Source organism: Mycobacterium bourgelatii (assembly GCF_010723575.1).
GTDB classification, from domain to species: domain Bacteria; phylum Actinomycetota; class Actinomycetes; order Mycobacteriales; family Mycobacteriaceae; genus Mycobacterium; species Mycobacterium bourgelatii.
Genome location: NZ_BLKZ01000001.1, coordinates 1,970,815 through 1,996,490, shown reverse-complemented (window position 1 = coordinate 1,996,490; position 25,676 = coordinate 1,970,815). Strand labels below are relative to the sequence as shown.

General features: G+C 67.4%; 24 protein-coding genes and 2 pseudogenes. 6 read left to right on the top strand and 20 right to left on the bottom strand.

Features of this window, described 5'->3' with window-relative positions; translation table 11 throughout:
• The first annotated feature begins 126 nt into the window (after positions 1-126).
• Positions 127-831 (top strand): manganese-binding transcriptional regulator MntR, encoded by a 705-nt coding sequence (gene mntR / locus G6N68_RS08905; protein WP_163710578.1) that lies wholly within the window; start codon positions 127-129, stop codon positions 829-831.
• Between the two features lie 223 nt (positions 832-1,054).
• Here mntR and G6N68_RS08900 read toward each other — a convergent pair whose 3' ends face one another.
• The 5 genes from G6N68_RS08900 to pptH are packed head-to-tail and all read right to left on the bottom strand — an operon-like array spanning position 1,055 to position 6,098.
• Positions 1,055-2,308: an acyl-CoA dehydrogenase family protein gene (locus G6N68_RS08900; RefSeq protein WP_163710574.1), complete on the bottom strand. Its 1,254-nt coding sequence runs from the start codon at positions 2,306-2,308 to the stop codon at positions 1,055-1,057.
• 11 nt (positions 2,309-2,319) lie between these two features.
• A complete protein-coding gene (locus tag G6N68_RS08895) occupies positions 2,320-3,522 on the bottom strand; it encodes a lipid-transfer protein (protein ID WP_163710572.1) in 1,203 nt (400 codons plus the stop codon).
• Between the two features lie 46 nt (positions 3,523-3,568).
• Entirely contained in the window at positions 3,569-4,456 is an 888-nt protein-coding gene (gene truB, locus G6N68_RS08890; protein ID WP_163710568.1) for a tRNA pseudouridine(55) synthase TruB, read from the bottom strand.
• Positions 4,453-5,133, bottom strand: coding sequence for a 4'-phosphopantetheinyl transferase PptT (gene pptT, locus G6N68_RS08885; RefSeq protein ID WP_163710564.1), 681 nt, complete (start codon positions 5,131-5,133; stop codon positions 4,453-4,455). The genes truB and pptT overlap by 4 nt, the downstream gene beginning before the upstream one ends.
• Positions 5,130-6,098: an ACP phosphodiesterase PptH gene (pptH, locus tag G6N68_RS08880; protein WP_163710562.1), complete on the bottom strand. Its 969-nt coding sequence runs from the start codon at positions 6,096-6,098 to the stop codon at positions 5,130-5,132. Before pptH ends, pptT begins: the two co-directional genes overlap by 4 nt.
• Positions 6,099-6,224: 126 nt before the next feature.
• Here pptH and G6N68_RS08875 point away from each other — a divergent pair, with 126 nt between their 5' ends.
• Both G6N68_RS08875 and G6N68_RS08870 read left to right on the top strand, forming a co-directional pair.
• On the top strand, positions 6,225-6,809 hold the full coding sequence (locus tag G6N68_RS08875; RefSeq protein WP_205351278.1) for a DUF3558 domain-containing protein: 585 nt from the start codon (positions 6,225-6,227) through the stop codon (positions 6,807-6,809).
• A gap of 61 nt (positions 6,810-6,870) precedes the next feature.
• Positions 6,871-8,443, top strand: a pseudogene (locus tag G6N68_RS08870) (CocE/NonD family hydrolase).
• Here the strand turns inward: G6N68_RS08870 and G6N68_RS08865 are convergent.
• From G6N68_RS08865 to G6N68_RS08855, 3 genes and pseudogenes are all read right to left on the bottom strand, one after another.
• A pseudogene (locus G6N68_RS08865) lies at positions 8,440-8,715 on the bottom strand (DUF2293 domain-containing protein); the annotation flags it as partial. The pseudogenes G6N68_RS08870 and G6N68_RS08865 overlap by 4 nt on opposite strands.
• A gap of 6 nt (positions 8,716-8,721) precedes the next feature.
• A complete protein-coding gene (locus G6N68_RS08860) occupies positions 8,722-9,267 on the bottom strand; it encodes a DUF1802 family protein (RefSeq protein ID WP_163718368.1) in 546 nt (181 codons plus the stop codon).
• 8 nt (positions 9,268-9,275) lie between these two features.
• On the bottom strand, positions 9,276-9,548 hold the full coding sequence (locus G6N68_RS08855) for a DUF2277 domain-containing protein (RefSeq protein WP_163710557.1): 273 nt from the start codon (positions 9,546-9,548) through the stop codon (positions 9,276-9,278).
• 69 nt (positions 9,549-9,617) lie between these two features.
• Between G6N68_RS08855 and G6N68_RS08850 the strand changes: the two genes are divergently transcribed.
• The gene (locus tag G6N68_RS08850; RefSeq protein ID WP_163710552.1) at positions 9,618-10,367 is read left to right on the top strand and encodes an enoyl-CoA hydratase; all 750 of its coding nucleotides are present in this window, start codon (positions 9,618-9,620) and stop codon (positions 10,365-10,367) included.
• Positions 10,368-10,498: 131 nt separating this feature from the next.
• Here the strand turns inward: G6N68_RS08850 and G6N68_RS08845 are convergent, their stop codons facing one another.
• The 11 genes from G6N68_RS08845 to rimP form a co-directional block, all read right to left on the bottom strand.
• Entirely contained in the window at positions 10,499-11,587 is a 1,089-nt protein-coding gene (locus G6N68_RS08845; RefSeq protein ID WP_163710549.1) for an ABC transporter ATP-binding protein, read from the bottom strand.
• Positions 11,580-12,893 carry an ABC transporter substrate-binding protein gene (locus tag G6N68_RS08840; RefSeq protein ID WP_163710545.1) on the bottom strand — a complete coding sequence of 438 codons (1,314 nt, stop codon included), beginning with the start codon at positions 12,891-12,893 and terminating at the stop codon, positions 11,580-11,582. Before G6N68_RS08840 ends, G6N68_RS08845 begins: the two co-directional genes overlap by 8 nt.
• 6 nt (positions 12,894-12,899) lie before the next feature.
• The gene (locus G6N68_RS08835; RefSeq protein WP_163718365.1) at positions 12,900-13,685 is read right to left on the bottom strand and encodes a carbohydrate ABC transporter permease; all 786 of its coding nucleotides are present in this window, start codon (positions 13,683-13,685) and stop codon (positions 12,900-12,902) included.
• A gap of 56 nt (positions 13,686-13,741) precedes the next feature.
• Positions 13,742-14,653, bottom strand: a complete 912-nt coding sequence (locus tag G6N68_RS08830) for a carbohydrate ABC transporter permease (protein ID WP_163710542.1) — start codon at positions 14,651-14,653, stop codon at positions 13,742-13,744.
• Between the two features lie 36 nt (positions 14,654-14,689).
• On the bottom strand, positions 14,690-16,042 hold the full coding sequence (locus G6N68_RS08825) for an MATE family efflux transporter (RefSeq protein WP_163710539.1): 1,353 nt from the start codon (positions 16,040-16,042) through the stop codon (positions 14,690-14,692).
• 6 nt (positions 16,043-16,048) lie between these two features.
• Positions 16,049-17,050, bottom strand: coding sequence for a DHH family phosphoesterase (locus G6N68_RS08820; RefSeq protein WP_163710536.1), 1,002 nt, complete (start codon positions 17,048-17,050; stop codon positions 16,049-16,051).
• Positions 17,025-17,522, bottom strand: a complete 498-nt coding sequence (gene rbfA / locus G6N68_RS08815; RefSeq protein ID WP_163710532.1) for a 30S ribosome-binding factor RbfA — start codon at positions 17,520-17,522, stop codon at positions 17,025-17,027. The genes G6N68_RS08820 and rbfA overlap by 26 nt, the downstream gene beginning before the upstream one ends.
• 82 nt (positions 17,523-17,604) lie before the next feature.
• On the bottom strand, positions 17,605-20,406 hold the full coding sequence (gene infB / locus G6N68_RS08810; protein WP_163710529.1) for a translation initiation factor IF-2: 2,802 nt from the start codon (positions 20,404-20,406) through the stop codon (positions 17,605-17,607).
• A gap of 74 nt (positions 20,407-20,480) precedes the next feature.
• Positions 20,481-20,723 carry a YlxR family protein gene (locus G6N68_RS08805; RefSeq protein ID WP_308494660.1) on the bottom strand — a complete coding sequence of 81 codons (243 nt, stop codon included), beginning with the start codon at positions 20,721-20,723 and terminating at the stop codon, positions 20,481-20,483.
• A gap of 236 nt (positions 20,724-20,959) precedes the next feature.
• The gene (nusA, locus tag G6N68_RS08800) at positions 20,960-22,003 is read right to left on the bottom strand and encodes a transcription termination factor NusA (protein ID WP_163710527.1); all 1,044 of its coding nucleotides are present in this window, start codon (positions 22,001-22,003) and stop codon (positions 20,960-20,962) included.
• Complete coding sequence (gene rimP / locus G6N68_RS08795; protein WP_163710523.1) at positions 22,000-22,533, bottom strand: ribosome maturation factor RimP; 534 nt, start codon at positions 22,531-22,533, stop codon at positions 22,000-22,002. The genes nusA and rimP overlap by 4 nt, the downstream gene beginning before the upstream one ends.
• A gap of 194 nt (positions 22,534-22,727) precedes the next feature.
• On the opposite strand from rimP, the gene G6N68_RS08790 reads away from it, so the two are divergent.
• Positions 22,728-23,264 carry a hypothetical protein gene (locus tag G6N68_RS08790; protein WP_163710520.1) on the top strand — a complete coding sequence of 179 codons (537 nt, stop codon included), beginning with the start codon at positions 22,728-22,730 and terminating at the stop codon, positions 23,262-23,264.
• Positions 23,261-23,761, top strand: coding sequence for a ferritin-like domain-containing protein (locus tag G6N68_RS08785; RefSeq protein WP_163710517.1), 501 nt, complete (start codon positions 23,261-23,263; stop codon positions 23,759-23,761). Before G6N68_RS08790 ends, G6N68_RS08785 begins: the two co-directional genes overlap by 4 nt.
• 66 nt (positions 23,762-23,827) lie before the next feature.
• On the opposite strand, the gene G6N68_RS08780 is transcribed toward G6N68_RS08785, so the two are convergent.
• Complete coding sequence (locus G6N68_RS08780) at positions 23,828-25,576, bottom strand: proline--tRNA ligase (protein WP_163710512.1); 1,749 nt, start codon at positions 25,574-25,576, stop codon at positions 23,828-23,830.
• Positions 25,577-25,676 lie beyond the last annotated feature (100 nt).

The following is a 25,676-nucleotide window of genomic DNA, read 5'->3' as shown; positions in this document are numbered from 1 at the left end:
GCGCAAGCCTACGGCGCGAGCCCTCGTGAAGCCCAGAAGCGCCCCGAAGCGCCCGGTAGCGCGCGCGCCACACCAGGTCGAAGCATGTTCAGCCAAGTTAGGTCTGGATTGCCTAAACTTTCGGTTGTGAGGGCTGACGACAAGCCTGGCGATCTCACCGCGGTTGCCCAGGACTACCTGAAGGTCATCTGGACGGCCCAGGAATGGTCGCCCGAGGGGGCTCCGCAACGGGTCAGCACCAAGATGCTGGCCGAGAAGATCGGGGTGTCCGCCAGCACCGCGTCGGAATCGATCCGCAAACTCGCCGAGCAGGGTCTGGTCGACCACGAGAAATACGGCGCGGTGACGCTGACCGAGTCCGGTCGGAGGGCCGCGCTGGCGATGGTGCGTCGCCACCGGCTGCTGGAAACTTTCCTGGTCAACGAGCTCGGCTACAGCTGGGACGAGGTACACGACGAGGCCGAGGTGCTCGAACACGCGGTGTCCGAACGCCTGGTGTCCCGCATCGACGCCAAGTTGGGATACCCGCGCCGGGACCCGCACGGCGACCCCATTCCCGCTTCCGACGGACAGGTGCCCAGCCCGCCGGCACGGCAGTTGTGGGCCTGCGGCGACGGCGACACCGCGACGGTGGCCCGCATCTCGGATGCGGACCCGGAGATGCTGCGCTACTTCGACAGCGTGGGAATCAACCTCGACTCGCAGCTGCGGGTGCTCACGCGGCGTGAATTCGCCGGGATGATCTCGGTGGCCATCGATTCGGGTGACGGCGATGAGACCACCGTCGACCTGGGCAGCCCGGCCGCCCGGGCGATCTGGGTGGTCGCCTAGCCCGCGGTGCGGCGATGTCCCTGGGACACCTACGGCGGCGCCGTCCGCGAGCCTGAAGATTCGCAGGGAAAGTTCGAGTGCGAACCTGCGAGATTTCAGGCTCGCCGCAGGTGGGCGGGCGAGGCGCGCGGCGGGGCCGAGCCTTCCAAGCCCGTCCGCGAGCCTGAAGATTTGCAGCAAAAGTTCGACTGCGGACCTGCAAAATTTCAGGCTCGCGGGACCGTCAGGAGCTGAGCAGCCCCCTGGCGATGTGCGTCACCTGGACTTCGTTGCTGCCGGCGTAGATCATCAGCGACTTCGCGTCGCGGGCCAGCTGTTCCACCCGGTACTCGGCCATATAACCGTTGCCGCCGAACAGCTGAACCGCCTCCATGGCAACCTCGGTGGCGGCCTCCGAGGAGTACAGCTTGATCGCCGACGCCTCGGCCAGCGTCGGCTGTTTGCCGACCTTCTGGCGCTCCAACATCTGAAAGACCATGTTCTGCACGTTGATTCGGGCGATCTCCATCTTGGCCAGCTTGAGCTGGATCAGTTGGAACTGCCCGATGTTCTTGCCCCACAGGGTGCGGGTCTTGGCGTAATCCACGCACAGCCGGTGGCATTCGTTGATGATGCCCAGCGCCATCAGCGCGACCCCGAGGCGTTCCACGGCGAAGTTGGCGCGGGCACTGTCGCGGCCGTCGCCTTCGCTGTGCTGTTCGCTCTCGCCCAGCAGGCGGTCCGGGGTGAGCCGCACGTTGTCGAAGAACAGTTCGCCGGTGGGCGAGGACATCATGCCCATCTTCTTGAACGGCTTGCCCTGGGTCAGGCCCGGCATTCCGGAATCGAGCACGAACACCAGCACCGGACGGTTACGCCGGTCCGCCGCCGACCCGGCCTCGGACTCTTCGATGAGCTTCGCGTAGACGATCAGGACGTCGGCGTAAGGCCCGTTGGTGATGAACGTCTTCTGCCCGTTGAGGATGTAGTCTTCGCCGTCGCGCTTGACGGTCGTCTTCATGCCGCCGAACGCGTCCGACCCGGAGTCGGGCTCGGTAATCGCCCACGCCGCAATCTTTTCCAGCGTCATCAGCTGCGGCAGCCAGCGCTCCTTCTGGGCCAGCGTGCCGCGGCTCATGATGGTCGCGGCGCCCAGTCCGAGGCTCACCACCGCCGTGCTCAGCAGGCCGATGCTCACCCCGGACAGTTCGGAGATCAGCACCGCGGCCATCGACCCCTGGGCGCCCAGTCCGCCCGATCCGTTTGCCGTGTCCGGCTTTTCGGCCTTGGTGACGCCGGCGCGCTCCTTGTCCAACATCGACTTGACCGCTTCGGCGGCCATGACGTCGAGACCGAACTGGCTGAACAGCTTCCGCACGATCGGATACGGCGACAGCTCACCGGTTTCCAGGGCGTCGAGGTTCGGACGAATCTCCTTGTCGATGAATTGACGGACGGCGTCGCGCACCATCAGGTCGGTGTCGGACCACTCGATCAAGGCCCTCTCCCCTACCGTTCGGCGCGCTGGTAAGCGGTGACGACGGCCGCCCCGCCCAGACCGATGTTGTGCTGCAGCGCGGCCGTCACGTTGTCGACCTGACGCTTGTCGGCGGTACCGCGCAACTGCCAGGTCAGCTCCGAGCACTGGGCCAGTCCGGTCGCGCCCAGCGGGTGGCCCTTGGAGATCAGCCCGCCCGAGGGGTTCACCACCCACCGCCCGCCGTAGGTGGTCTGGTTGTCGTCGACCAGCTTGGGCGCCTCACCCTCGCCGCACAGCCCGAGCGCCTCGTAGAGCAGCAGCTCGTTGGCGGAGAAGCAGTCGTGCAGCTCGATCACCTGGAAGTCGTCCGGCCCCAGCCCCGACTGCTGGTAAACCTGTTGTGCGGCTTGGACATTCATGTCATAGCCGATGATGTTGCGGGCACTGCCGTCGAAGGTGGAGGCGAAGTCGGTGGTCATCGCCTGCCCGACGATCTCCACCGCCTGCCCGGCCAGATCGTGTTGGGCCACATACTCCTCACTGGCCAGCACCACCGCGGCCGAGCCGTCCGAGGTGGGCGAGCACTGCAGCTTGGTGAGGGGATCGGAAATCATCTTCGCGGCCAGGATGTCGTCGAGGGTGTATTCCTCTTGGAACTGGGCGTACGGGTTGTTCACCGAGTGCTTGTGGTTCTTGTAACCGATCTTGGCGAAGTGCTCGGCGGTGGTGCCGTACTTCTTCATGTGTTCGCGGCCCGCCGCGCCAAACATCCACGGCGCCACCGGGAAAGCGAACTCGTCGATCTCGGCCAGTGCCTTCACGTGGTTGCCGAGCGGTGATTCGCGATCCTGGAAGCCGCCCTGCAACGATCCGGGCTGCATCTTCTCGAAGCCCAGTGCCAGCACGCAGTCGGCCAGTCCGCCGCGGATGGCCTGCGCGCCGAGGTACAGCGCGGTGGATCCGGTGGAGCAGTTGTTGTTGACATTGACGATCGGGATGCCCGTCAAGCCCAGTTCATAAAGGGCGCGCTGGCCGCTGGTGGAATCGCCGGCGACATAACCGACGTAGCCCTGCTCGATCTCGCGGTACTCGATCCCGGCGTCCTGCAGCGCCTTGGTGCCGGACTCCTTGGCCATCTGGGGGTAGTCCCAACCTTCGCGCCGGCCCGGCTTTTCGAACTTCGTCATCCCCACCCCGACGACGAAAACCCTGTTGGACGATTTAGGCATCATTGCCTCCTTCAGCCGGCTCTGCGAAGCGATTCGCTCCAAGTGTGCATCACAGCGTCGCGGGGCGGATTACCACCACCGACTTGGTCCGCGAACCCTCATCGCGCAGCAGCGCAATCACGCGGTCGCCGTCGCACGCCGCGTAGATGCCGTCGATACCGGCGGGCGACAGGGGCCGGCCGTTGCGCGCGGCGTCTGCCTCGTCGGGGCTCAGGTCGCGGCGGGGAAACATCAGCAGGCAGGCCTCGTCGAGGCTGAGGCTCAGCCGCGGCTGTAGTGCCAACTCCTCCAGCGTCAGCGCCTGGTCCAGGCCGAAACGGCCGACGCGAGTGCGGCGCAACGCTGTCAGGTGGCCACCCACCCCGAGCGCGGCGCCCAGATCGCGGGCCAGTGCCCGGATATAGGTGCCGGACGAGCAGTCGACCTCGACGTCGAGATCGACAAGGCCTTCCGAGCGCCGAACGGCCAGCACCTCGAAACGGTCGATACGCACCGGCCGAGCCGCCAACTCCACGGACTGGCCGGCACGCGCCAGCTGATAGGCGCGACGGCCCTCGACCTTGATCGCGCTGACCGCCGACGGCACCTGCAGGATGTCACCCCGCAACCCGGTGATGGCGGCCTCGATCGCGTCATCGGTGAGGTGTTCCGCGGAGACCGAGTGCAACAGTTCGCCTTCCGCGTCCTCGGTGGAAGTGGTCTGACCCAGCCGGATGGTGGCGGCGTATGCCTTCGAGGTCGCGGTCAGCAGACCGAGAATCTTGGTGGCGCGTTCGATTCCGACGACCAGCACACCGGTGGCCATGGGGTCCAGCGTGCCCGCGTGGCCCACCCGTCGGGTGGCGAAGATTCGCCGGCAGCGCCCGACCACGTCGTGACTGGTCATTCCGGCGGGCTTGTCGACGACGACGATCCCTGCCTTGTCCAGAACGGTCATAACACGATCGCGGTGAGCACCAGCCCCCGTTCGACCGACCACCGGCCGGACAGCGCCTTGAGTGGCGGGCCGGACAGTGTGGAGGGGTCGATCAAGATGCGCGAGACAAAACTGCCCGTGGTTGCACTGTCGGCGTCGAACGTGATGTGCGCGTCTTCGAACCCCAGCCACCGCTTGGTGAGCGGAAACCACGCCTTATACGTTGCTTCCTTGGCGCAGAACAGGATTCGGTCCCAGTGCAGGTCTGTCGGCATGGCCAGCGGGATCTCGCTGCGCTCGGCGGGCAGGCTGATGGAATTCAGCACACCGTGGGGCAGCACGTCGTGCGGCTCGGCGTCGATGCCCACCGACCGCACCTCGGCGCTGCGGCCGACAACGGCGCCGCGGTAACCCGTGCAGTGCGTGAGGCTGCCGACGATGCCGTCGGGCCAGCACGGTTCTCCCTTGTCCCCCTTGAGAATCGGCACCGGGGGCACGCCGAGCTGGCCCAGCGCCGCCCGGGCACAGTACCGGACGGTGATGAACTCGTTGCGCCGCTTGCTCACCGACTTGGCGATCAGCGGCTCCTCTTCGGGCAGCGGCGCCAATCCCGGTGGGTCGGAGTACAACTCGTCGTACGCAAGATCGTGGATCACCGTGCCGGGCAGCACCGATGACACGAGTTTGTCCGCCGTCACCGTGCCTGCCGTTGCCGCACTCGTTCCCGGAACGCCTCGGCCTGGGCCTTCATCTCCGGTGTGACCACGAAGTGACCGCCGAAGTCGTTGAGGTAGCCGGGCGCATACTGCGGATCCGGCAACACCTGGCGCAGCCAGCTGTACGGCTTGCGGCGACGCCACTCCCGGGGGTAACCGACCGACACCTCTTCGAAGCGCACCCCGTCGTACCACGTGGTCCGCGGGATGTGCAGGTGGCCGTAGACCGAGCAGACCGCGTTGTAGCGGGTGTGCCAATCGGCGGTCTTGGTGGTTCCGCACCACAGCGAGAACTCCGGATAGAACAACGCGTCGCAGGGTTCGCGAACCAGCGGAAAGTGATTCACCAATACGGTCGGCTGCATCCAGTCCAGCTGCTCGAGCCGGGCGCGAGTCTTGGCCACCCGCTCGCGACACCAGGCATCGCGGGTCGGATAGGGCTCGGGTGAGAGCAGGAACTCGTCGGTGGCCACCACGTTGCGTTCCCGGGCGATGGCCACTCCCTCGGCCTTGCTCGTCGCGCCCTGCGGCAGAAAGCTGTAGTCGTACAGCAGGAACATCGGCACGATGGTGGCCGGGCCACCCCGTTCGGTCCACACCGGAAACGGGTGTTCGGGGGTGACGACGCCCATCTCGTCGCACATGTTGACCAGGTAGTCGTACCGGTCGCGGCCGAAGATCTGCATCGGGTCGCGGTTGGTGGTCCACAGTTCGTGGTTGCCCGGCACCCAGATCACCTTGGCGAACCGCCGGCGCAGCAGGTCCAGCGCCCAGCGAATCTCGTCGGTGCGTTCGCCGACGTCCCCGGCCACGATCAGCCAGTCGTCGGGTGACGACGGGTGCAGCGACTCGGTGACCGGCTTGTTGCCCATGTGACCGGTGTGCAGGTCGGAGACGGCCCACAGCGTCGGCTGCCCTCCGCCGTTGCGCTCCTGCCTTGTGGTCACGAGTAACTAGCCTAGCGACCCGGCGCGTTTCCGCCGATTGAGCGAACTACGGCAGGAACCCCTGTGCCGACGCGGAAGCGACTTGTACACTCCCGGCAACGAGAAAACCAGAAGGCAGGGGGTGCCGTGCTCACCAAGGTGCGTCTGGTTGGAGCGGTGGCTGCGCTGATCTTTGGGATCGCGGGAGGCACCGTGGGCTGGCAGGCGGTTCCGCCCGCCCCGATGGCCAGCGAAGGTGTGCAGCTGCGGTCGACCGCCGCGCCGATGTCCACCACGATGAAGAGCCCGATCGTGGCCACCACCGATCCGAGCCCGTTCGACCCGTGCAACGACATCCCCTTCGACGCCGTGCAACGGCTGGGGCTGGCGTTCACCCCGCCGATACCCGAAGAAGGGCTGCGCTGCCACTTCGACGCCGGCAACTACCAGATGGCGATCGAGCCCATCGTCTGGCGCACGTATGCCCAGTCACTTCCCCCGGACGCCATCGAGACCGAGATCGCCGGCCACCGCGCCGCCCAGTACTGGGTGGTGAAGCCGACCTATCACAACAGCTACTGGTACATCTCCTGCATGGTGACGTTCAAGACCAGCTACGGAGTGATCCAGCAGTCGCTGTTCTACTCGACGGTCTACTCGGAGCCCGATGTGGACTGCCCGTCCACCAACCTGCAGCGGGCAAACGAGCTGGTCCCGTTCTACAAGTTCTAGGGACCCATAACCTCTAAGCGTGACCAAGACGAGGAAGACCCCGTCCAACGCGCTGGGCCGGATGCTTGGACTGCGCCCCGCGACCAACCGCTACACCGTCAGACGGGTCCGCATTCCGATGCGCGACGGCGTCCGGTTGGTGGCCGATCATTACGTTCCGCACGGTACCGCCGGGGGTCCGGCCGGCACACTGTTGGTCCGCGGACCCTATGGACGAACCGTGCCGTTTTCCCTGGTTTTCGCCCGGCTCTATGCCGCGCGGGGCTACCACGTCGTGTTGCAGAGCGTGCGCGGGACGTTTGGCTCCGAGGGCGAATTCGAGCCGATGGTCAACGAGGCCGCCGACGGCGCGGACACCGTGGCGTGGCTCCGGGAGCAGCCGTGGTTCACCGGCCGGTTCGCCACCGTGGGTCTGTCGTATCTGGGCTTCACCCAGTGGGCGCTGCTAGACGACCCGCCGCCGGAACTGGCCGCAGCCGTCATCACCGTGGGCCCACACGACTTTCGGGACTCGGTTTGGGGCACCGGCGCGTTCGCGAACGATTTCCTGGCCTGGAGCGACATGGTCGCCCGCCAGGAGAGTCCGATGCACCGCCGCGCGATCAGCCAATTGACCGCCCAACGCCGGGTGACGCGCGCGCTGCGGTCGCTGCCGATGGGCGAGTCCGCCCGAGCGTTGCTCGGCGACGGCGCGCCGTGGTTCGAGTCCTGGGTCGAACACACCGAGGACGACGACCCGTTCTGGGATGCCGTGCGGTTCCCCGCCGCGCTGGATCGCGTTGATGTCCCGGTGCTGCTGCTGAGCGGTTGGCAGGACGTCTTCGTGAACCAGACGGTGCGGCAGTACCGGCACCTGCGCGACCGGGGAGTCAACGTCGCGCTCACCGTCGGCCCCTGGACACACACCCAGATGCTCACCAAGGGGCTGGCCACCTGCGCCCAGGAGTCCTTCGACTGGCTGGACGCCCACCTGGCCGGCGCCTCCCCCCCCGCGCCGTCCCGACACGGTCCGGGTGTTCGTCACCGGGCAGGGTTGGCGCTACCTGCCCGACTGGCCTCCGGCGACCACTGAACATGCGCTGTACCTGCACCCACACGGCCGCTTGGACGTCGCCCCACCGCCGTCCGGCGCGCCGCCGGCGACCTTTCTGGCGGACCCCGAGCGCCCCACTCCCGTCATCGGCGGCCCGTTGCTTGCGCCGACGGGTGGCTACCGCAACGACACTCGCCTGGCGTCGCGGGACGACGTGCTCGCATTCACCGGGGCCGCACTCACCCAGGACCTGTCCGTCCACGGGCACCCCGTCGTCGAACTGGAGCATTCCGCCGACAATCCCAACGTTGACCTGTTCGTCCGGGTCAGCGAGGTCGACCCCAAGGGCCGGTCGCGCAACGTGAGCGAGGCCTACCGGCGCCTGAGTGACGTCGGGAGACCCGTCAAAGTGGAGCTCGATCCGATGGCCCACCGATTCAGGGCAGGCTCACGCATCCGCGTACTGATCGCCGGCAGCTGGTTCCCCCGCTACGCGCGCAACCTGGGCACCGAAGAGCCGACACTGATGGCCCGGCAGGTGAAACCGGCCACGCATTCGGTGCACTTCGGCGAGTCCCGGCTGGTACTGCCGGTGCACTAGCGGCCGGCCGCGCGCCAGCGGTTCAGCACCGCGTCGACCTGCGCGGCCACCCGATGCCGAGCCGCTTCCCGGTCGACGCCCGACATCAAAAGTTCGTCGTACGGCGTGTCCACATGCCGAACCGACGCCACGACGGCCAGCGTCACCGCTTCGGGGTCCAGTGCCCGCCCGGCCGCGCTACGGCCGATCCTCCCACTCCCCCGGGTGGCGGCATGACGTGCGATCGCGTCGGCACGCTCGGCCGGGCAACCGGGAAACAGATCGCGAATGGCATCGGCTCAGCCGACGGCTTCGCGGACACGGGCGGCGACGGCGGACAGGGTCGCGTCATCGTGCACCGGCGCGGCCAGCGCCGGCGTCAACGGGAGTTGCACCCAGCTGGTGCACCCGGCGTACTCGGGGGTGCGCTCGATGCGCACCGGCTCGGCCAGCGGGATCGCGGACACCACCAGCACGGCCAGTTTGTGTTTGGGCCGGAAGTCCAGCCGGTCGGCCCGCACCGATTCGGCGGTCCAGATGTGCAGATCCTCGATGTCACCCAGGCCTTCGGGGCGGTTGACGGGTAGCGCCGCAACCACTTTCGCCGCGGCCCGGACCAGCAGTTGCTCGTCGGTGCTGTCGGCGGCCGCCGCGGGCAGCAGATCTCGGTGCTCGGGCCGGACGCGCTCGGCATGGCTGTGCGCGACCGTCGGGAACAGCAGGAACTCCCGCGCCGCGACCTCGAACCGCTTTTCACCGATGCCGCCCTTGCGCAGCAGGATGGTTTGGCGCCCATCCAGCAGCGCGTGCACGGCCGCGCTCCACTCCTTGAGCGCGGGCGTCACGGAGGGGGTCACGACTGGGCTGCGGCGATTCGGGCGACGACCTCGGGGCGGCGCAACGGCGGGACGCTCTTGGGTGGCTGACGTCGTGCGGGCAGCGCGTCCAGCAGGCGGGCGGTCGTTGCGGTGACCTCGGCTACCGCGGCTTCGAACGCTTCGGCGTTGGCCGGTGACGGACGGGTGATGCCGCTGACCTTGCGCACGTACTGACGTGCCGCCGCCGCGATCTCCTGGTGGGTGGCCGGGGGTTCCAGCCCGCGCAGTTCGGTGATGTTTCGGCACATGCGTCCCACGATAGGCGCGCACCGAACCGCAAGCCTGGAACGCCGTAGGCGACCCTCTACGGTGACTGTATGACCGACGACATCCTGCTGATCGACACCGACGACCGAGTGCGCACCCTGACCCTCAACCGTCCGCAGGCTCGCAACGCCCTGTCCGCGGCGCTGCGGAGCAAGTTCTTCGCCGCTCTCGCCCAGGCGGAAACCGACGACGACGTCGACGTCGTCATCGTCACCGGCGCCGACCCGGCGTTTTGCGCCGGTCTGGACCTCAAAGAGCTGGGCCAACAGACGGCGCTGCCCGACATCTCGCCGCGCTGGCCGGAGATGACCAAACCGGTGATCGGCGCCATCAACGGCGTCGCGGTCACCGGCGGCCTCGAGTTGGCGCTGTACTGCGACATTTTGATCGCCTCGGAGAACGCGCGGTTCGCCGACACCCACGCGCGGGTCGGCCTGCTGCCCACCTGGGGGCTCAGCGTGCGGCTGCCGCAGAAGGTGGGCGTCGGCCTGGCCCGACGGATGAGCATGACCGGGGACTACCTCTCAGCCGCCGACGCGCTGCGGGCCGGCCTGGTCACCGAGGTCGTGCCGCATGACCAACTGCTACCCACCGCCCGCAAGGTCGCCGCGTCCATCGTCGGCAACAACCAGAACGCGGTACGAGCGTTGCTGGCGTCGTATCACCGCATCGACGAGTCGCAGACCGGTTCTGGGCTGTGGCTGGAAGCGTCGGCGGCGCGGCAGTTTCGGACCAGCCCGGAGGACATCGCGGCCAACCGCGAGGCCGTGCTGCAACGCGGGCGTTCCCAGGTGCGTTAGCGGGGCTTACGCTGCGCTTGGTATGCGGGGGCGCGTGGCCTCCCCCACCCTTCCGCCCAATGTGGGCCATATGGCCCAAATCCCAACACTTTTCGGACATACACCACACGTTCAACGAACCGCCGTACTCGTCAGCCGATCCGCGTCTCGGTCGCGACGTCGAAGAAGCACAGCTCTTGCACGTGCGGCACGATCGACAACGTGTCACCCAACTGCACCGAAGTGCGCCGATCGGTGCGGAACACGATGCGCTGCGCCCGTGACGACCATCCGTCGCGCTCGACAGGCGTTGCGTAGACGAAGGATTCGAAACCCAGTTCCTCCACCAGTTCCACGACGACGGTCAGCGCGCCCGGGGTTTCCGCCGAGGCGACATCCCAGGATTCGGGCCGCACCCCGAGCAGCACCCTCTGCTGGCCGGCGGCTTGACGCGGCACCGGTATCGCTAAATCGGGCGACTTCACCATCCCGTCGGCCACGACGGCCTCGATGAGGTTCATCGCCGGCGCTCCGATGAACGTCGCCACGAACGTGTTGACCGGGTCGTCGTACAGCGCTCGCGGCGTGTCGATCTGTTGCAGCACACCGTCTTTGAGTACGGCGACCCGGTCCCCCATCGTCATGGCCTCCACCTGGTCATGGGTGACGTAGACGGTGGTCGTACCCAAGCGGCGCTGCAAACCCGAGATCTGCGATCGGGTGCTCACCCGCAATTTGGCGTCCAGGTTCGACAGCGGTTCGTCCATGCAGAACACCTGGGGCCGGCGCACGATCGCCCGCCCCATCGCCACGCGTTGCCGCTGCCCACCGGAGAGCTTCGCCGGCTTACGGTCAAGCAGCTCAGTCAATTCCAGCATGGTGGCGACCTCTTCCACCCGACGCCGCGTTTCGGCGCGCGACACACCGGCGTTGCGCAGCGCGAAGCCCATGTTGGCCGCCACCGTCATATTCGGGTACAGCGCGTAGTTCTGAAACACCATCGCGACATCGCGGGCGCGTGGCGGCAGGTGCGTCACGTCCACATCCCCGATGGTGATTCGGCCGCTCGCTACGGTTTCCAGCCCGGCGAGCATGCGCAGGGTGGTCGACTTGCCGCAGCCGGACGGGCCGACAAGGACCAGGAATTCACCGTCTGCAACCTCGAGGTCCAGGTTCTCGATCGCCGGAGCGTCCGCACCGGGGTAACGGTGCGTGACCGACGAATACTGCACGCTAGCCATGTCGGGGCAACTTTCGTTTGATCTGGCGGTCGTAGATGACGCCCAGCTGCTTTTCGATGTCGGTGAACGTATCGGTCACGTCGGACCCTTCCAGCCCAATGGATTCCAGCCCCGCGCAGATGATGCGGTCAGCGCCGGGCAGGAACACGCGCGCGTAATCCTGCGGCTTGGTGTGCGGAAGCTGGTCGAGCGCCACCCGGGCCCGGGGGTTCTCGTCCAGGTATCTCTGCTCGCTAGGGTCGTGGACGGCGGACTTGCGCACCGGCAGATACCCGGTGCGCTGGCTGAAGTAGGCGGTGTTCTGCGGGTTGGTGACGAACTCAATGAACCGCAGCGCGTTGAGCTTTCGCTCCGGGGAGAGCTTTGCCGGTATTGCCAGCCCGGCCCCGCCGGTCGGGCAACCGGGTGCTCCCCCGGGCCCGGTCGGCAGCGGCGCAACACCGAAATCGACTCGGGCGGAATGGGTGATGCCGACCAGCGCGCCCGTCGACGCCAGGGTCGAGGCCTGAATGCCGGTGGCGAACTCGTTGGCGTTGTCGTTGGCGATCGCGGCATAACGCCTGCGATGGATGGAATCCCGATAAAAGTTTCCGGCCTCGATGGTCTTCGGATCGGTGAACTTCAGGGTCCACTTGTCGGAGTAAGCGCCGCCGAACGCCCAGTTCGGCCCTTCGAATACCCAGGAGATCCGCTCGGCGTTCGGCCAGCCGTGCGCCCATCGTCCGGAGCCGACGACCTGCTGCAGCCGGGGGCCCCATTCGTCGAATTCCTGCCAACTGCGCGGTCCGCGGTCGGGCAGACCGGCCCGCGCCCAGTCGGACTTGTTGTAGTAGAAGAGCGGCGTCGAACGCGAATACGGCAGCGCATAGTGACGGCCGTCGAATTCGTAGTCGGCCAGCAACGAGTCCACATAATCCGCGGTGTCGACGCCGACTTGGCCAAAGAGATCGTCGAGCGGGGCGATGACACCGCTGAGGGCGAAGTGGAACCACCAACGATCGTCCAGGACAACGACATCGGGCACATCGATGCCGATGAGCGACGCGTTGAACTTCTGCGCCACCTCGTCGTAGTCCGCGCCGGCGTCGATCAGCTTGACCTGCAAACCGGGAAACCGGCTCTGGAACCGGGCGATGAGTTCTCGTTCCATCGTGGCGGACTGGCCGGGGTGGTTGGACCAGAACGTGATCGGACCCGATCCCGATTTCTCGCCGGAGCTGCCGCCCATCCCAGCGCAGCCGGCGAGCATTCCGGGCACGGCCGCGCCCGCCAACGACAGGAAACTTCTGCGGTTCAAGACGGTCATGGCGCGTCAGCCCTTGACCGCGCCGGAGGTGAGGCCCTTGATCATCTGCCGTTGCAGCGCAATGAAGATGAGCAGGATGGGCAGCATCGCCAACAGTGTCACCGCCATCACCGGGCCCCAGTTCGTCACACCCTCGGCTTGCTGCAGGAAGGTCAGGCCCACCGGTAACGGCGCCACCGACTCGTCATCGGACATCAAGAACGGCCACAGGTACTCGTTCCATTCGTTGACCACGGTGATGACACCGAAGGCGACCATGGTCGGCCCGGACATCGGCAACACGACCCGCAGCAGCAGTTGCCACCACCGGGCGCCGTCCATCCGCGCGGCCTCGATGACCTCCGAGGGAAGCGACAGAAAGTGGTTGCGCATCAAGAAAGTTCCGAATGCAACGCCGGCCAGGGGCAGGATGATGCCCGGGAATGTGTTGCGCAGGCCGAGTTGAGAGATCAAGGCGTAGTTGGAGATCACGGTGATCTGGTTGGGCACCATGAGCGCAGCGATGATGACCAAGAACACCACGTTCTTGCCCGGGAAATCCACGAACACCAGCCCGAACGCGCTGAGCACGCCGAGGACGAACTTCACCGATGCCAGTGCGGTGGTGATGATCACCGAATTGCGCAGGTAGGTCCAGAACGGGATCTGCCCGGTGGCGATCTGATAGTTCCGCGGATGCCAGCGCGGCGGCCACCACGTCGTCGGCTGCGAATAGATGTCGGGCTGGTCCTTGAACGAGGTGAAGAAGACGAACAGCAGCGGTCCGGCGATCATCGCGACCACCAACAGCATCGCCGCATACCCGAGCAGCTGCGCGGCCCCCCGACTCGCCTTCACCCGGGTGATGCTCACAGCCGCTGCTCCCGATCCATGACCCGCACCTGGAAGTACGTGATGGCCAGCAGGACGAGGAACATGATCGTTGCGATGGTGGCCCCGTATCCGGCCCGGAAATTCCTGAAGGTCTCCAGATACACCTGGTACACCATGGTCGTCGTGCCGTAGCCCAGCGGGCCGCCCCGGGTCATCACATTGATCACGTCGAACACCTGCAGCGAGTTGATCAGCACCGTGATCGACAGGAAGAAGGTGGTGGGACGCAGCTGCGGCAGCAGCACCCGGCGAAAGATTCCCCACCGGCTGGCGCCGTCGATTTCGGCCGCCTCCAACAGGTCTCGGCGGATCCCCTGCAGCGCGGCCAGGTAGATGACGAACGTGTAGCCGAGGTTCTTCCAGATGTAGGTGACGGTGACCATGAACATCGCCCAGTGGGGCCGCTGGTAGAAGTCGGGCACACCAACCCCGATGCGATGTAACAGGTCTTGGATCAGGCCGAAATGCGGATCGAAGACGAACTGGGCCGCCAGGCCCACCGCCGCACCGGAGATCACGAACGGGGCGAAGATCGTCGAGCGCACCAGGTTTCGACCCCGCAACGGTTGATCGAGCAGCATTGCCAGCACCAGGCCGAGCACCATTGAACCGATCACGGCCGCGGACGTGAACACCACGGTGTTGAGCACGATCTGCCGGGTATCCGCCCGGGTGAGCCACTCGGCGTAGTTGGACAGCCCGATGAAATCGGCCGCCGGGTCGGAGATGTTCCAGTCGAAGAACGACAGCCGGATGTTGTCGGCCAACGGGCGGTAGATGAACAACGCCAACAACGCCACGTTGGGTCCGACCAGGACGGTGAACAACGCATAGTCCTGCCAGGACCGCTGCCGGGACCGTGGCGGCGTCCAGGCCAGCCTTGTCATGCGCGCAGTGTAACGGCGGGTTGGGCGCGCGAGGCGTTACGCCGCCCCGGTCACCGCCCACCGTCCGGACACCGTCCGCCATCCGACGAAGATCAGTCGCAACACGATGAATGTGCTCAGCCCGGTCCAGATGCCGGTCAGCCCCCAGTCGAACACCAGTGACAGCCAGATCAGCGGCAGAAAGCCGATCAGGGCGCTGGCGACGGTGGCGGTGCGCATGAACGCCGCATCGCCGGCGCCGAGCAGTACCCCGTCCAGCGCGAAAACGATGCCGGCGATGGGCAGCTGGGCCACCATGAACCACCAGGGCACCCCGATGGCAGCCAGGACCGACCGGTCATCGGTAAACAGGTCGGGCAGCACGTCTGCGCCCACCCCCAGGCCGACCGCCAGTAACGCGGCCGCCAACAGCGAGAAGATTGTCACCCGCCACGCCACCCACTTGGCGTGCGCGACGTCGCTCGCACCCAGCGCCGCACCCACCAACGCCTGCGCGGCAATGGCCAACGAATCGAGAACCAGGGCAAGAAAACTCCACAGCTGCAGCACCACCTGGTGCGCCGCCAATGCGGCCGCGCCGAACCTGGCGGCCACGGTCGCGGCCGAGATGAAGCAGGCCTGGAATGCCATGGTCCGCACGAACAAATCGCGGCTCATCACCACCTGCGCGCGCAGCACGGCGCGGTCCGGGCGCAGCGGCACCCGTTCGGCCAGCAGCGCGCCTACGAACAACACCGCCGCCAGCCACTGACCGGTCGCGTTGGCGACCGCCGACCCGGCCAGACCCCAGCGTGGAAACCCCAGCCAGCCATACACCAGCAACGGACACAACACTGCCGACAGGCTGAACCCCGCCACCACATAACGCAGCGGACGCACCGTGTCCTGCACTCCGCGCATCCAACCGTTACCCGCGAGCGAGACGAGAATCGCCGGCACACCCAGGATCGCGATCCGTGTCCAGGGCAGGGCCGCGGCGCTGATCGCTTGGCCCCCGGACTCGCCCCCCGCGATCGCCGACACCAGCGGCACGGCTACGGCCTCCACCACGACGATCACGAGCACACCCAGCGCCAGGGCCAGCCACGTGGCCTGTACCCCCTCGGCGACTGCCCCCACGCGGTCGCCGGCCCCGAAGCGGCGCGCCGAGCGCGCCGTCGTGCCGTAGGACAGGAACGTCGCTCCCGAACCGACAAAGTTGAGCAGCAGACTGCCGATGGCCAGACCGGCCAGCGAAACCGCCCCGAGGCGACCGACGACCGCGGTGTCGAACAGCAGATACAGCGGCTCAGCCGCCAATACACCCAGCGCGGGCAGCGCGAGCGCGGCGATTTGCCGCCCACCGGCGGCCGGTCGCCCGGCGCCTGGCTCGACTGGCCCTTCAGTCAAGGGCCGTCAGCCCAGAGCCGCGCACAGGGAGGCGACGACGTTATCGATCGAACCGGAGGCCGAATAGCCGGCGGCCAGTCGGTGGCCGCCGCCGCCGAACTTGGATGCGACCGCCGCCAGATCGATGTCGTTCTTACCGCGCATGGACACCGACCAACGTTGCGGGTCAACCTCTTTGAAGACGGCCGCCACCTCGGCTTGCTGAGTGGTGCGCACGATGTCGACGATACTTTCGACCTCCTCGGGACGGGAGGAGACCCAGTCCTGGTTGTCGACGACGACATAGACCAGCCCGCGTCCGCCCACCGCGTCCGGCAGCAGCCGCGCCGATCCCAGCACCCGGGACAGCATCGGCAACCACCCGAACGGGTGACTGTCCATCAGTGACCGGCTGACGGCGGCGTTGTCCACGCCTATCTCAACCAGTTGAGCCGCCAGCCGCAGGGCGCGCGGGCTGGCCCAGCGGAAAGATCCGGTGTCGGTGGTCAGCCCCGCGTAGATGCAGTGCGCGACGCGGGAGTCCATCGGCTGGCCCCAGGCTTCGAGCACCTCGGCAACCATCATCGTGGTCGAATCGGCTTCCACGTCGACGAAGTTCGCGGTGCCGAACATGCGGTTGGAGGCATGGTGGTCGATCACCAGCACCTCCTGACCATCGGCGGTGACCAGATCGCCAAGGCTGCCCAGCCGGTGGACGCTCGGAGCATCGACAGTGACAACCAAATCCGCGTCGCGCCGCATCGAATCGGGGCTGACCAGCAGATGGCAGCCGGGCAGCGAACGCAACGATTCCGGAAGCGTCGCCGGCGCGGCGAAGCTGACCTCGACCCCCTTGTTGCAATCCTCGAGCACCAAGGCCAGCGCCAGACCCGCGCCGATGGTGTCGGCGTCGGGGTGAACGTGAGAGATCACCGCGACCCGGTCGGCCGCAGCCAGTAGTTTCGCGGCGCCGACGGCGTCGACCCGGGCTGCCCGGGATGGTTCAGTCTTCGGGTCGGTCGTCGTCACCAGGGTCCTCGGGGTCAGCTGATGCTCCTTCAGATCCTTGTGGGCCCCCCGCCCGGTAAGGATCGGCCTCCCCCGCCGGCTTTGCACCGACTCGTACTCGCGCCAGATCCTCGTCCGCGGCACGGGCCCGAGCCAACAACTCTTCCATCCGAAGCACATTGTCGGAAGTGGTGTCCCGAGTAAAGGTCAGCGTGGGAGTAAAACGCACTCCCGTGCCCGCACCCACCTTAGAACGAAGTACTCCCTTGGCACGCTCGAGTGCTGCCGCGGCCGCATCGTAATCCGGCTCGTCGTCCAGCGTCGGGCCCATAACGGTGTAGTACACGGTCGCATCGTGCAGGTCGGCCGTCATCTTGGTGTCGACGATGGTCACCCCGGCCAGCCCCGGATCCTTGATCTCGTATTCGATCGCCGAAGCGACGATCGTGCTGATCCGCTTGGCCAGCCGACGTGCGCGGGCTGGGTCAGCCATTCGGGTTCACCGCCTCTCCTCATCGCTCGGTCCCCCAAATCCGCTACGCGGCTGGGGTGCCCCCACTGTGTGGCGGCTGTGGTCAGGCGCGCTCCTTCTGCACCAGCTCGAAGGACTCGATGATGTCGCCTTCCTTGATGTCGGAGTACCCCAACGTCAAACCGCACTCGAAGCCTTCGCGGACCTCGGTCACGTCGTCCTTCTCGCGGCGCAACGAGTTGATGGTGAGGTTCTCGGTGACCACGATGTTGTCCCGCAACAGCCGGGCCTTGGCGTTGCGGCGCACCACACCGGAGGTGACCAGGCAACCCGCGATGATGCCGACCTTGGAAGACCGGAAGATCGCCCGGATCTCGGCGCGACCCAACTGGTTTTCCTCGTAGATCGGCTTGAGCATGCCGCGCAGGGCCTGCTCGATCTCGTCGATCGCTTGGTAGATCACCGAGTAGTAGCGGATCTCGACGCCTTCGCGATTGGCCAGCTCCGTCGCCTTGCCTTCGGCGCGCACGTTGAAGCCGATGATGATCGCATCCGATGCCGACGCCAGGTTGACGTTGGTCTCGGTGATGCCACCGACACCGCGGTCGATGACGCGCAGGGCCACCTCGTCGTCGACCTCGATACCCATCAGAGCCTCTTCCAGCGCCTCGACAGTACCGGCGTTGTCGCCCTTGAGGATCAGGTTCAGCTGACTGGTTTCCTTCAGCGCCGAGTCCAGGTCCTCCAGGCTGATCCGCTTGCGACTGCGAGCCGCCAGGGCGTTGCGCTTGCGGGCACTACGCCGGTCGGCGATCTGCCGGGCGATGCGGTCTTCGTCGACGACCAGGAAGTTGTCACCCGCGCCGGGCACCGACGTAAAGCCGATCACCTGGACCGGACGCGACGGGAGCGCCGCCTCGATGTCATCGCCGTGCTCGTCGACCATCCGGCGGACGCGGCCGTAGGCGTCGCCGGCGACCACCGAGTCGCCCACGCGCAACGTGCCGCGCTGGATGAGCACCGTTGCCACTGGGCCGCGACCGCGGTCCAAGTGCGCCTCGATGGCCACACCCTGGGCTTCCATGTCGGGATTGGCCCGCAGGTCCAGCGCCGCGTCGGCGGTCAGCAGCACCGCCTCGAGCAGCTGCTCGATGTTGGTGCCCTGCTTGGCGGAGATGTCGACGAACATCGTGTCGCCGCCGAATTCCTCGGCAATCAAGCCGTACTCGGTGAGCTGGGCGCGGATCTTGGCCGGGTCGGCGCCTTCCTTGTCGATCTTGTTGACCGCCACCACGATCGGCACGTCGGCGGCCTGCGCGTGGTTGATGGCCTCCACCGTCTGCGGCATCACGCCGTCGTCGGCCGCGACCACCAGGATCGCGATGTCGGTGGCCTTGGCGCCACGGGCACGCATGGCGGTGAACGCTTCGTGACCGGGGGTGTCGATGAACGTGATGAGACGTTCGGTGCCGTCGAGTTCGACAGCAACCTGGTAGGCGCCGATGTGCTGGGTGATGCCACCCGCCTCGCCCTCGCGGACGCTGGCCTTGCGGATGGTGTCCAGCAGGCGGGTCTTGCCGTGGTCGACGTGACCCATGACGGTGACCACCGGCGGACGGGTCTGCAGGTCTTCCTCGCCGCCCTCGTCCTCGCCGTAGGTCAGGTCGAACGACTCGAGCAGCTCGCGGTCCTCGTCCTCGGGGCTGACGACCTGAACGTTGTAGTTCATCTCGCTGCCCAGCAGTTCGAGCGTCTCGTCGCCCACCGACTGGGTGGCCGTGACCATCTCACCGAGGTTGAACAGCGCCTGCACCAGCGCGGCCGGGTTGGCGTTGATCTTGTCGGCGAAGTCGCTCAGCGAAGCCCCGCGAGCCAGGCGGATCGTCTCGCCGTTGCCGTGCGGTAACCGAACGCCGCCGACGACCGGCGCCTGCATGTTCTCGTACTCGGCGCGCTTTGCCCGCTTCGACTTGCGGCCACGCCGGGGGGCGCCGCCGGGACGACCGAACGCGCCCGCCGCGCCACCGCGCTGACCGGGACGACCACCGCCACCACCGGGACCACCGCCGCCGGGACGACCGCGGAAGCCGCCGCCACCACCGCCACCACCGGGCGCGGCTCCGACACCACCGCCGCGGTAGTTACCGCCGCCGCCGTCGCGACCGCCACCAGGTCCACCGGGGCGGGCGCCACCGGGCCGGGGCGCGCCGGTACGCGGCGGGCGCGGCCCGCCTGCGGCACCGCCGGGACGCGGGGGCATGTTGCCGGGCGAAGCACCGCCCGGACGTGGCCCACCCGGCCGGGGAGCTCCGGGCCGTGGGGCCTGCGGGTGCGGACGCGGGATAGGCCGGTCGACCGGCTGAGCCGACGAGAACGGGTTGTTGCCGACGCGCGGCGTGCGAACGCCTGGCTTCGGGACCGGCGGGCCGGGCCGCGGGCCCGGAGTCGCACCGGGCTGTGGCGCCTGCGAACCGGGCTTGGGTCCGGGCGTCGGCGCCGCGGGCTTTCCGGGCGTCGGTTGGGTCGGCGCAGCCGGGGCCGCCGCGCTCGCCGCCGGAGCCGGCGGGGCCGCGGGCGCCGCAGGTCGAGGGGCAGCCGGCTTGGCCGGTGCGGGGGTTGGTGCGCCGTTGCCCGCCGCCTTTTCGATCGCCGAGTCGAGAGCTTGCTCGAGCGACTTGTCGGGGGCTTTGGCGGGGGCCTTGGCCGGCGCGGCCGGTGCGGCTTCCTTCGCGGCGGCCGCCTTACCGCCGCCGAACGACTCGCGCAGCCGGCGCGCTACGGGCGCCTCCACCGTTGACGATGCTGATTTGACGAATTCGCCCTGCTCGCTCAGCCGGGCGAGGACTTCCTTGCTGGTGACACCGAGTTCCTTTGCCAACTCGTGTACGCGGGCCTTACCTGCCACTACATCTCCTGTCTATGAGGCGACAGCAGTGGGCCGCGCCTCGGGTTTAGCTATGACGCATGGTCATCGGGACTTCACGGTGTGCTCATGTTCGTTGCTACCTGTTCTTTTGGCCGGTGGCCGAGCTTGTTCACGTACTCGACTACCGCGGATGTGTCCGGCGAACCGGTGATGCGCAGCGCTCTGGTGAAAGCTCGCCGCCGAATCGCTTGTTGTACGCACTGCTCCACGGGATGCAGCCAGGCACCCCGCCCGGGCAGTCTTCTGGCTGTGTCAACGATTACGGCGTACGCGCCGTTCCCGTTCGACTCCGCCACCACTCGAAGCAGTTCGACGGCCAACTCTCGCTTCCGGCAACCGACACACGTCCGCACGGGTCCGCTGGGACTATCCGGGCGTCGGTGCGCCGAGACCGAAGGCTCGCGCTGGATCACGGCTAAGTCTAGCGTCACCCGGCCAATGGTCAGAACCACCCGACGGTGTGACGCTGACGCATCTTTACTTCGGCGTTTTGAGGGCGGGAAATTTGAGGGCGGAAGATTTAAGCCGGCGGTCAGCGCTCGTGCGCCATGCCCCGGCTCGCGCCATGCTCGGGATGGCCCGACGGTTGCCCGGGGGAATCCCCGCGGATGTCGATCCGCCACCCGGTGAGCCGGGCCGCCAGCCTGGCGTTCTGGCCTTCCTTCCCGATGGCGAGCGACAGCTGGAAGTCGGGAACCACCACGCGAGCCGCCCGGGCCATCTGGTCGATGACCGAGACGGAAACCACCTTGGCCGGCGACAACGCGTTGGCGACGAAGCGAGCCGGATCCTCGTCGTAGTCGATGATGTCGATCTTCTCGCCCGAGAGCTCGCTCATCACGTTGCGCACCCGCTGTCCCATCGGGCCGATGCAGGCCCCCTTGGCGTTCAGCCCGGGAACGCGGGACACCACGGCGATCTTGGAGCGATGTCCGGCCTCCCGTGCCACGGCCACGATCTCCACCGAGCCGTCGGCGATCTCGGGCACCTCCAGCGAGAACAGCTTGCGAACCAGGTTGGGGTGGGTTCGCGACAGCGTGATGACCGGCTCGCGGGCGCCGCGGGTCACCCCCACCACGTAGCAGCGCAGCCGGTTGCCGTGTTCATAGCTCTCGCCCGGCACCTGCTCCGCGGCGGGTATCACGCCCTCCGAGGCCTTGGTCTCGGTACCCATCCGCACGACGACAAGGCCGCGGGCGTTGGCCCGGCTGTCGCGCTGTATCACCCCGGCGACGATCTCGCCCTCCCGGGTGGAGAACTCACCGTACGTGCGCTCGTTCTCGGCATCGCGGAACCGCTGCAGCATCACCTGGCGCGCGGTGGTGGCCGCGATACGACCGAAACCCTCGGGGGTGTCGTCCCATTCGCTGATGAGATTGCCGTCTTCGTCGGTCTCCCGGGCGATCACCCGGACGACACCGGATTTCCGGTCGATCTCGATGCGCGCCTCGTTCTGGTGGCCCTGGGTGTGCCGGTAGGCAGTGAGCAGCGCGGACTTGATCGTTTCGAGAAGTTCGTTGACCGAGATGCCCCGGTCCACCTCGATGGCATGCAGTGCGGCCATGTCGATGTTCATGCTTCGGCCTCCGTTCCCGCGGCCTGACCCACTCCCGCCAGTTCTAGCTCAGCTTTCGGGGGTGGTGAAAATTCAACTTGTACGACGGCTTTCACGATCTCCGGCAACGGGATCTCCCGCACCGTCAAATCCCGCTTTTCCCGGATGACCAGCCCTATGGTGTCGCCGCGCGTCTCACCGACCCGTCCGGTCAGCTGCGACCCGTCGGAAAGGACCACCTCGACCTTGCGTCCACGCGCCCGTCGGAAGTGCTTTTCGCTGGTCAGCGGGCGGTCCACGCCGGGCGAACTTACTTCGAGCACGTATGCCTCCCCCTTGTCGCCCAGGCCGTCCAGCAGGGCGGATGCCGAACGCGACAACTCGGCGATCGTGTCCAGGTCCAGGGCGGTGTCGCCATCGGCGATCACGGCGATGCGCGGGGGCCGGGCGCGGGTGTCGATAACCACATCTTCGATCTCATAGCCCGCGCGCGCGAACTCGTCGGTGAGCAGCTCGATCACCTGCGTCTGCGACGGTAGCCCGGTGGTCACGGCGAGCTCCTCATCTTGAGTTGTCCGGACATCTGGTGTTGGGAGGCATCCGGGAGAGCCAGCTATCAACGATACGCCAGGATTTACAAATGACGTCGTGATCGTCGCAGGGCATCCCGCAGCCGGGCGTCCTACGGGTCGTGACCGGTCGTGCCGACCGCGTTCGCGGGTGCTTCTGATGGCAGGATGTTGTGGTGCCCAGAGCCGTACCCGTCATTACTCGGCGGGGTGTGCTCGCCGGCGGTGCCGCTCTTGCTGCACTTGGGTTGGTATCCGCCTGTGACGAGACGCCCCCCAAGCCGCCACCGGTCGAAGAGCTGCTCGGACCGCTGGACCAGGCCCGCCACGACAGTGCGCTGGCCTCGGCCGCGGCCGCGGCGATAGGTATGCCGCCGCAGGTCGCCGCGGCGCTGTCCGTGGTGGCCAGCCAGCGTGCCGCCCATGCCCGTGCTCTCGCCACCGAGATAGCTCGCGCAGCGGGCAAGCTCGTCTCCTCCACGAGCGAAACGAGCAGCTCGAGCGCGAGTCCCAGTTCCACCGACCCGGAGACACCCCCGCCACCCCCGCCGACGGTGTCCGACGTGATCGATTCCCTGCGCACGTCGGCGGAGGGCGCAAGTCGCCTGCTGACCACCTCGTCCGGCTACCGGGCGGGGTTGCTGGCCTCGATCGCCGCGTCCTGCACGGCGTCCTACTCGGTGGCGCTGGTGCCCGGAGGGCCGTCGATATGACCTCCTTCGAACCGACGCCGGGAGCCTCACCCAAGCGGTCTCCGGGCGGCATCACCACGGGCAAAGAGGCCGCCGCCGAGGCGCTGGCTGACGCGCTGAGCATCGAACACGCCACCATTTACGGCTACGGCATCGTGTCCGCCCTGTCGCCGCCCAGCGTCAACGACCTGGTGGTGGAGGCGTTGAACCAACACCGCCAGCGTCGCGACGACGTCATCTCCATGCTGACGGCCCGCAAGGCCAACGCGCCGGTGGCCGCCGCCGGCTACCAACTGCCGATGCTGGTGGCCAGCGCCGCCGACGCGGCGCGGTTGGCCGCGCGGATGGAAAACGACGGTGCGACGGCCTGGCGGGCCGTGGTGGAGCACGCTGACACCGCCGACGACCGCGCGTTTGCCGCGACGGCCCTGACCGAAAGCGCCGTGATGGCGTCCCGCTGGAACAAGGTGCTGGGCGGCTGGCCCATCACCGCGGCCTTCCCCGGCGGCAACGAGTAGTCCTTTGGGCGTTGGCGCTGCGTCCAGGGCGACGTTGTGCGAGTAGACGTCGCCCTCAGCGCAGAGTCATTGCGCCAGTAGTCGCAGGATGTCGCTGACGAGCGAATCACCGACGGCCAGGTCGGTCGTCTCGCCCGCGAAGCGGTTGCGCAGTTCGACGCGACCGTCCGCCCAACCTCGGCCCACCACGACGATCCACGGCACGCCGAGCAGTTCGGCGTCCTTGAACTTCACCCCCGGTGAGGCCTGACGATCGTCCAGCAGCACCTCGACACCCACCTTGTCCAGGTCGGCCGCCAGCTTCTCGGCACCCAGGCGAGCCTCGGGGTCCTTGTTCGCGATCACCAGGTGCAGGTCGAACGGCGAGATGGACGACGGCCAGCGCAGGCCCAGCTCGTCGTGCTGCTGCTCGGCGACGACGGCAACCAGGCGCGAAACGCCGATGCCGTAGGAGCCCATGGTCAGCCGCACCGGCTTGCCGTCCTCACCGAGGACGTCGACGTTGAACGCATCGGTGTACTTGCGGCCGAGCTGGAAGATGTGCCCGATCTCGATGCCGCGCGCCATGGTCAGCTGCCCGGCACCGTCGGGTGACGGGTCTCCCTCACGTACCTCGGCGGCCTCGATGATCCCGTCGGCGGTGAAGTCGCGCCCGGCCACCAGGCCGACCACGTGCTTGCCCGGTTCGTCCGCCCCGGTGATCCAGCTGGTGCCGTCCACCACCCGGGGATCGACCAGGTAGCGAACCTCGTTGTCGCGCAGCGCTTTCGGACCGATGTACCCCTTCACCAGGAACGGGTACTTGGCGAAATCCGCGTCGTCGAGAAACACGTACTCGGCCGGCTCGAGGGCCGCGCCCAGCCTCTTGTCGTCGATCTCGCGATCGCCGGGCACGCCGATGGCCAGTAGCTCCCAGTCCCCGCCCGGCTGGCGGACCTTGAGCAGGACGTTTTTCAGGGTGTCCGCGGCGGTCACGGTGCGGCCCAGGTCGGCCTGGTTCGCCCAGTCCACCAGCGTGGCGATGGTCGGGGTGTCGCCGGTGTCGTGAACCTCCGCCGGGGGCATTCCGTCGATCGGTTGCGCCGGGGGCGCGGGGGTGACGACCGCTTCGACGTTGGCGGCGTAGCCGGATTCCAGGCACCGGACGAAGGTGTCCTCGCCGATCGGGCTCTCGGCGAGGAATTCTTCGGAGGCGCTGCCGCCCATCGCGCCGGACACCGCGGACACGATGACGTAGCGGACCTGCAGGCGGTCGAAGATGCGTTGGTAGGCCTCGCGGTGAGCGTCATAGGCGGCCTTCAGCCCGGCGGCGTCGGTGTCGAAGGAGTACGAGTCCTTCATGACGAACTCGCGCGCCCGCAGAATGCCCGCCCGGGGCCGTGCCTCGTCGCGGTATTTGGTCTGCACTTGGTAGAGCGTGAGCGGGAAGTCCTTGTACGAGCTGTATTCGCCCTTCACGGTGAGCGTGAACAGCTCTTCGTGCGTCGGGCCCAGCAGGTAGTCGTTGCCGCGGCGGTCCTGCAGCCGGAACACGCCGTCGCCGTACTCAGTCCAACGGTTGGTCGTCTCGTACGGCGCACGCGGCAGCAGCGCGGGAAAGAGGATCTCCTGGGCGCCGATGGCGTTCATCTCGTCGCGCACGATGCGCTCGATGTTGCGCAGCACCTTCAGGCCCAGCGGGAGCCAGCTGTACAGCCCGGGCGCGACGGGCCGGATGTAACCGGCCCGGATCAGCAGCTTGTGGCTGGGCACTTCGGCGTCTGCGGGATCGTCGCGCAGGGTGCGCAGGAACAACTCGGACATCCGGGTAATCACAGCGGGCCAGCCTACTGGTCGGGGTGATGCGTCGAACGTCACGCCATCGCATGGCTGGGCGTCCTAGTACGAACCCTGCGCGCTGGCGTGACGCTCGCGA

What these genes read in the sequence shown, in the direction of transcription:
- G6N68_RS08830 (WP_163710542.1), bottom strand. Translation starts at nt 14,653, where the DNA reads ATGACAAGGCTGGCCTGGACGCCGCCACGGTCCCGGCAGCGGTCCTGG.
- G6N68_RS08855 (WP_163710557.1), bottom strand. Translation starts at nt 9,548, where the DNA reads ATGTGCCGAAACATCACCGAACTGCGCGGGCTGGAACCCCCGGCCACC.
- G6N68_RS08835 (WP_163718365.1), bottom strand. Translation starts at nt 13,685, where the DNA reads ATGCTGTTGGTGGTCGCGATGATCGCCGGACCGCTGCTGTTCGTCTTC.
- G6N68_RS08840 (WP_163710545.1), bottom strand. Translation starts at nt 12,893, where the DNA reads ATGACCGTCTTGAACCGCAGAAGTTTCCTGTCGTTGGCGGGCGCGGCC.
- G6N68_RS08850 (WP_163710552.1), top strand. Translation starts at nt 9,618, where the DNA reads ATGACCGACGACATCCTGCTGATCGACACCGACGACCGAGTGCGCACC.
- nusA (WP_163710527.1), bottom strand. Translation starts at nt 22,003, where the DNA reads ATGAACATCGACATGGCCGCACTGCATGCCATCGAGGTGGACCGGGGC.
- truB (WP_163710568.1), bottom strand. Translation starts at nt 4,456, where the DNA reads ATGACCGTTCTGGACAAGGCAGGGATCGTCGTCGTCGACAAGCCCGCC.
- G6N68_RS08785 (WP_163710517.1), top strand. Translation starts at nt 23,261, where the DNA reads ATGACCTCCTTCGAACCGACGCCGGGAGCCTCACCCAAGCGGTCTCCG.
- G6N68_RS08895 (WP_163710572.1), bottom strand. Translation starts at nt 3,522, where the DNA reads ATGATGCCTAAATCGTCCAACAGGGTTTTCGTCGTCGGGGTGGGGATG.
- G6N68_RS08845 (WP_163710549.1), bottom strand. Translation starts at nt 11,587, where the DNA reads ATGGCTAGCGTGCAGTATTCGTCGGTCACGCACCGTTACCCCGGTGCG.
- rbfA (WP_163710532.1), bottom strand. Translation starts at nt 17,522, where the DNA reads ATGGCTGACCCAGCCCGCGCACGTCGGCTGGCCAAGCGGATCAGCACG.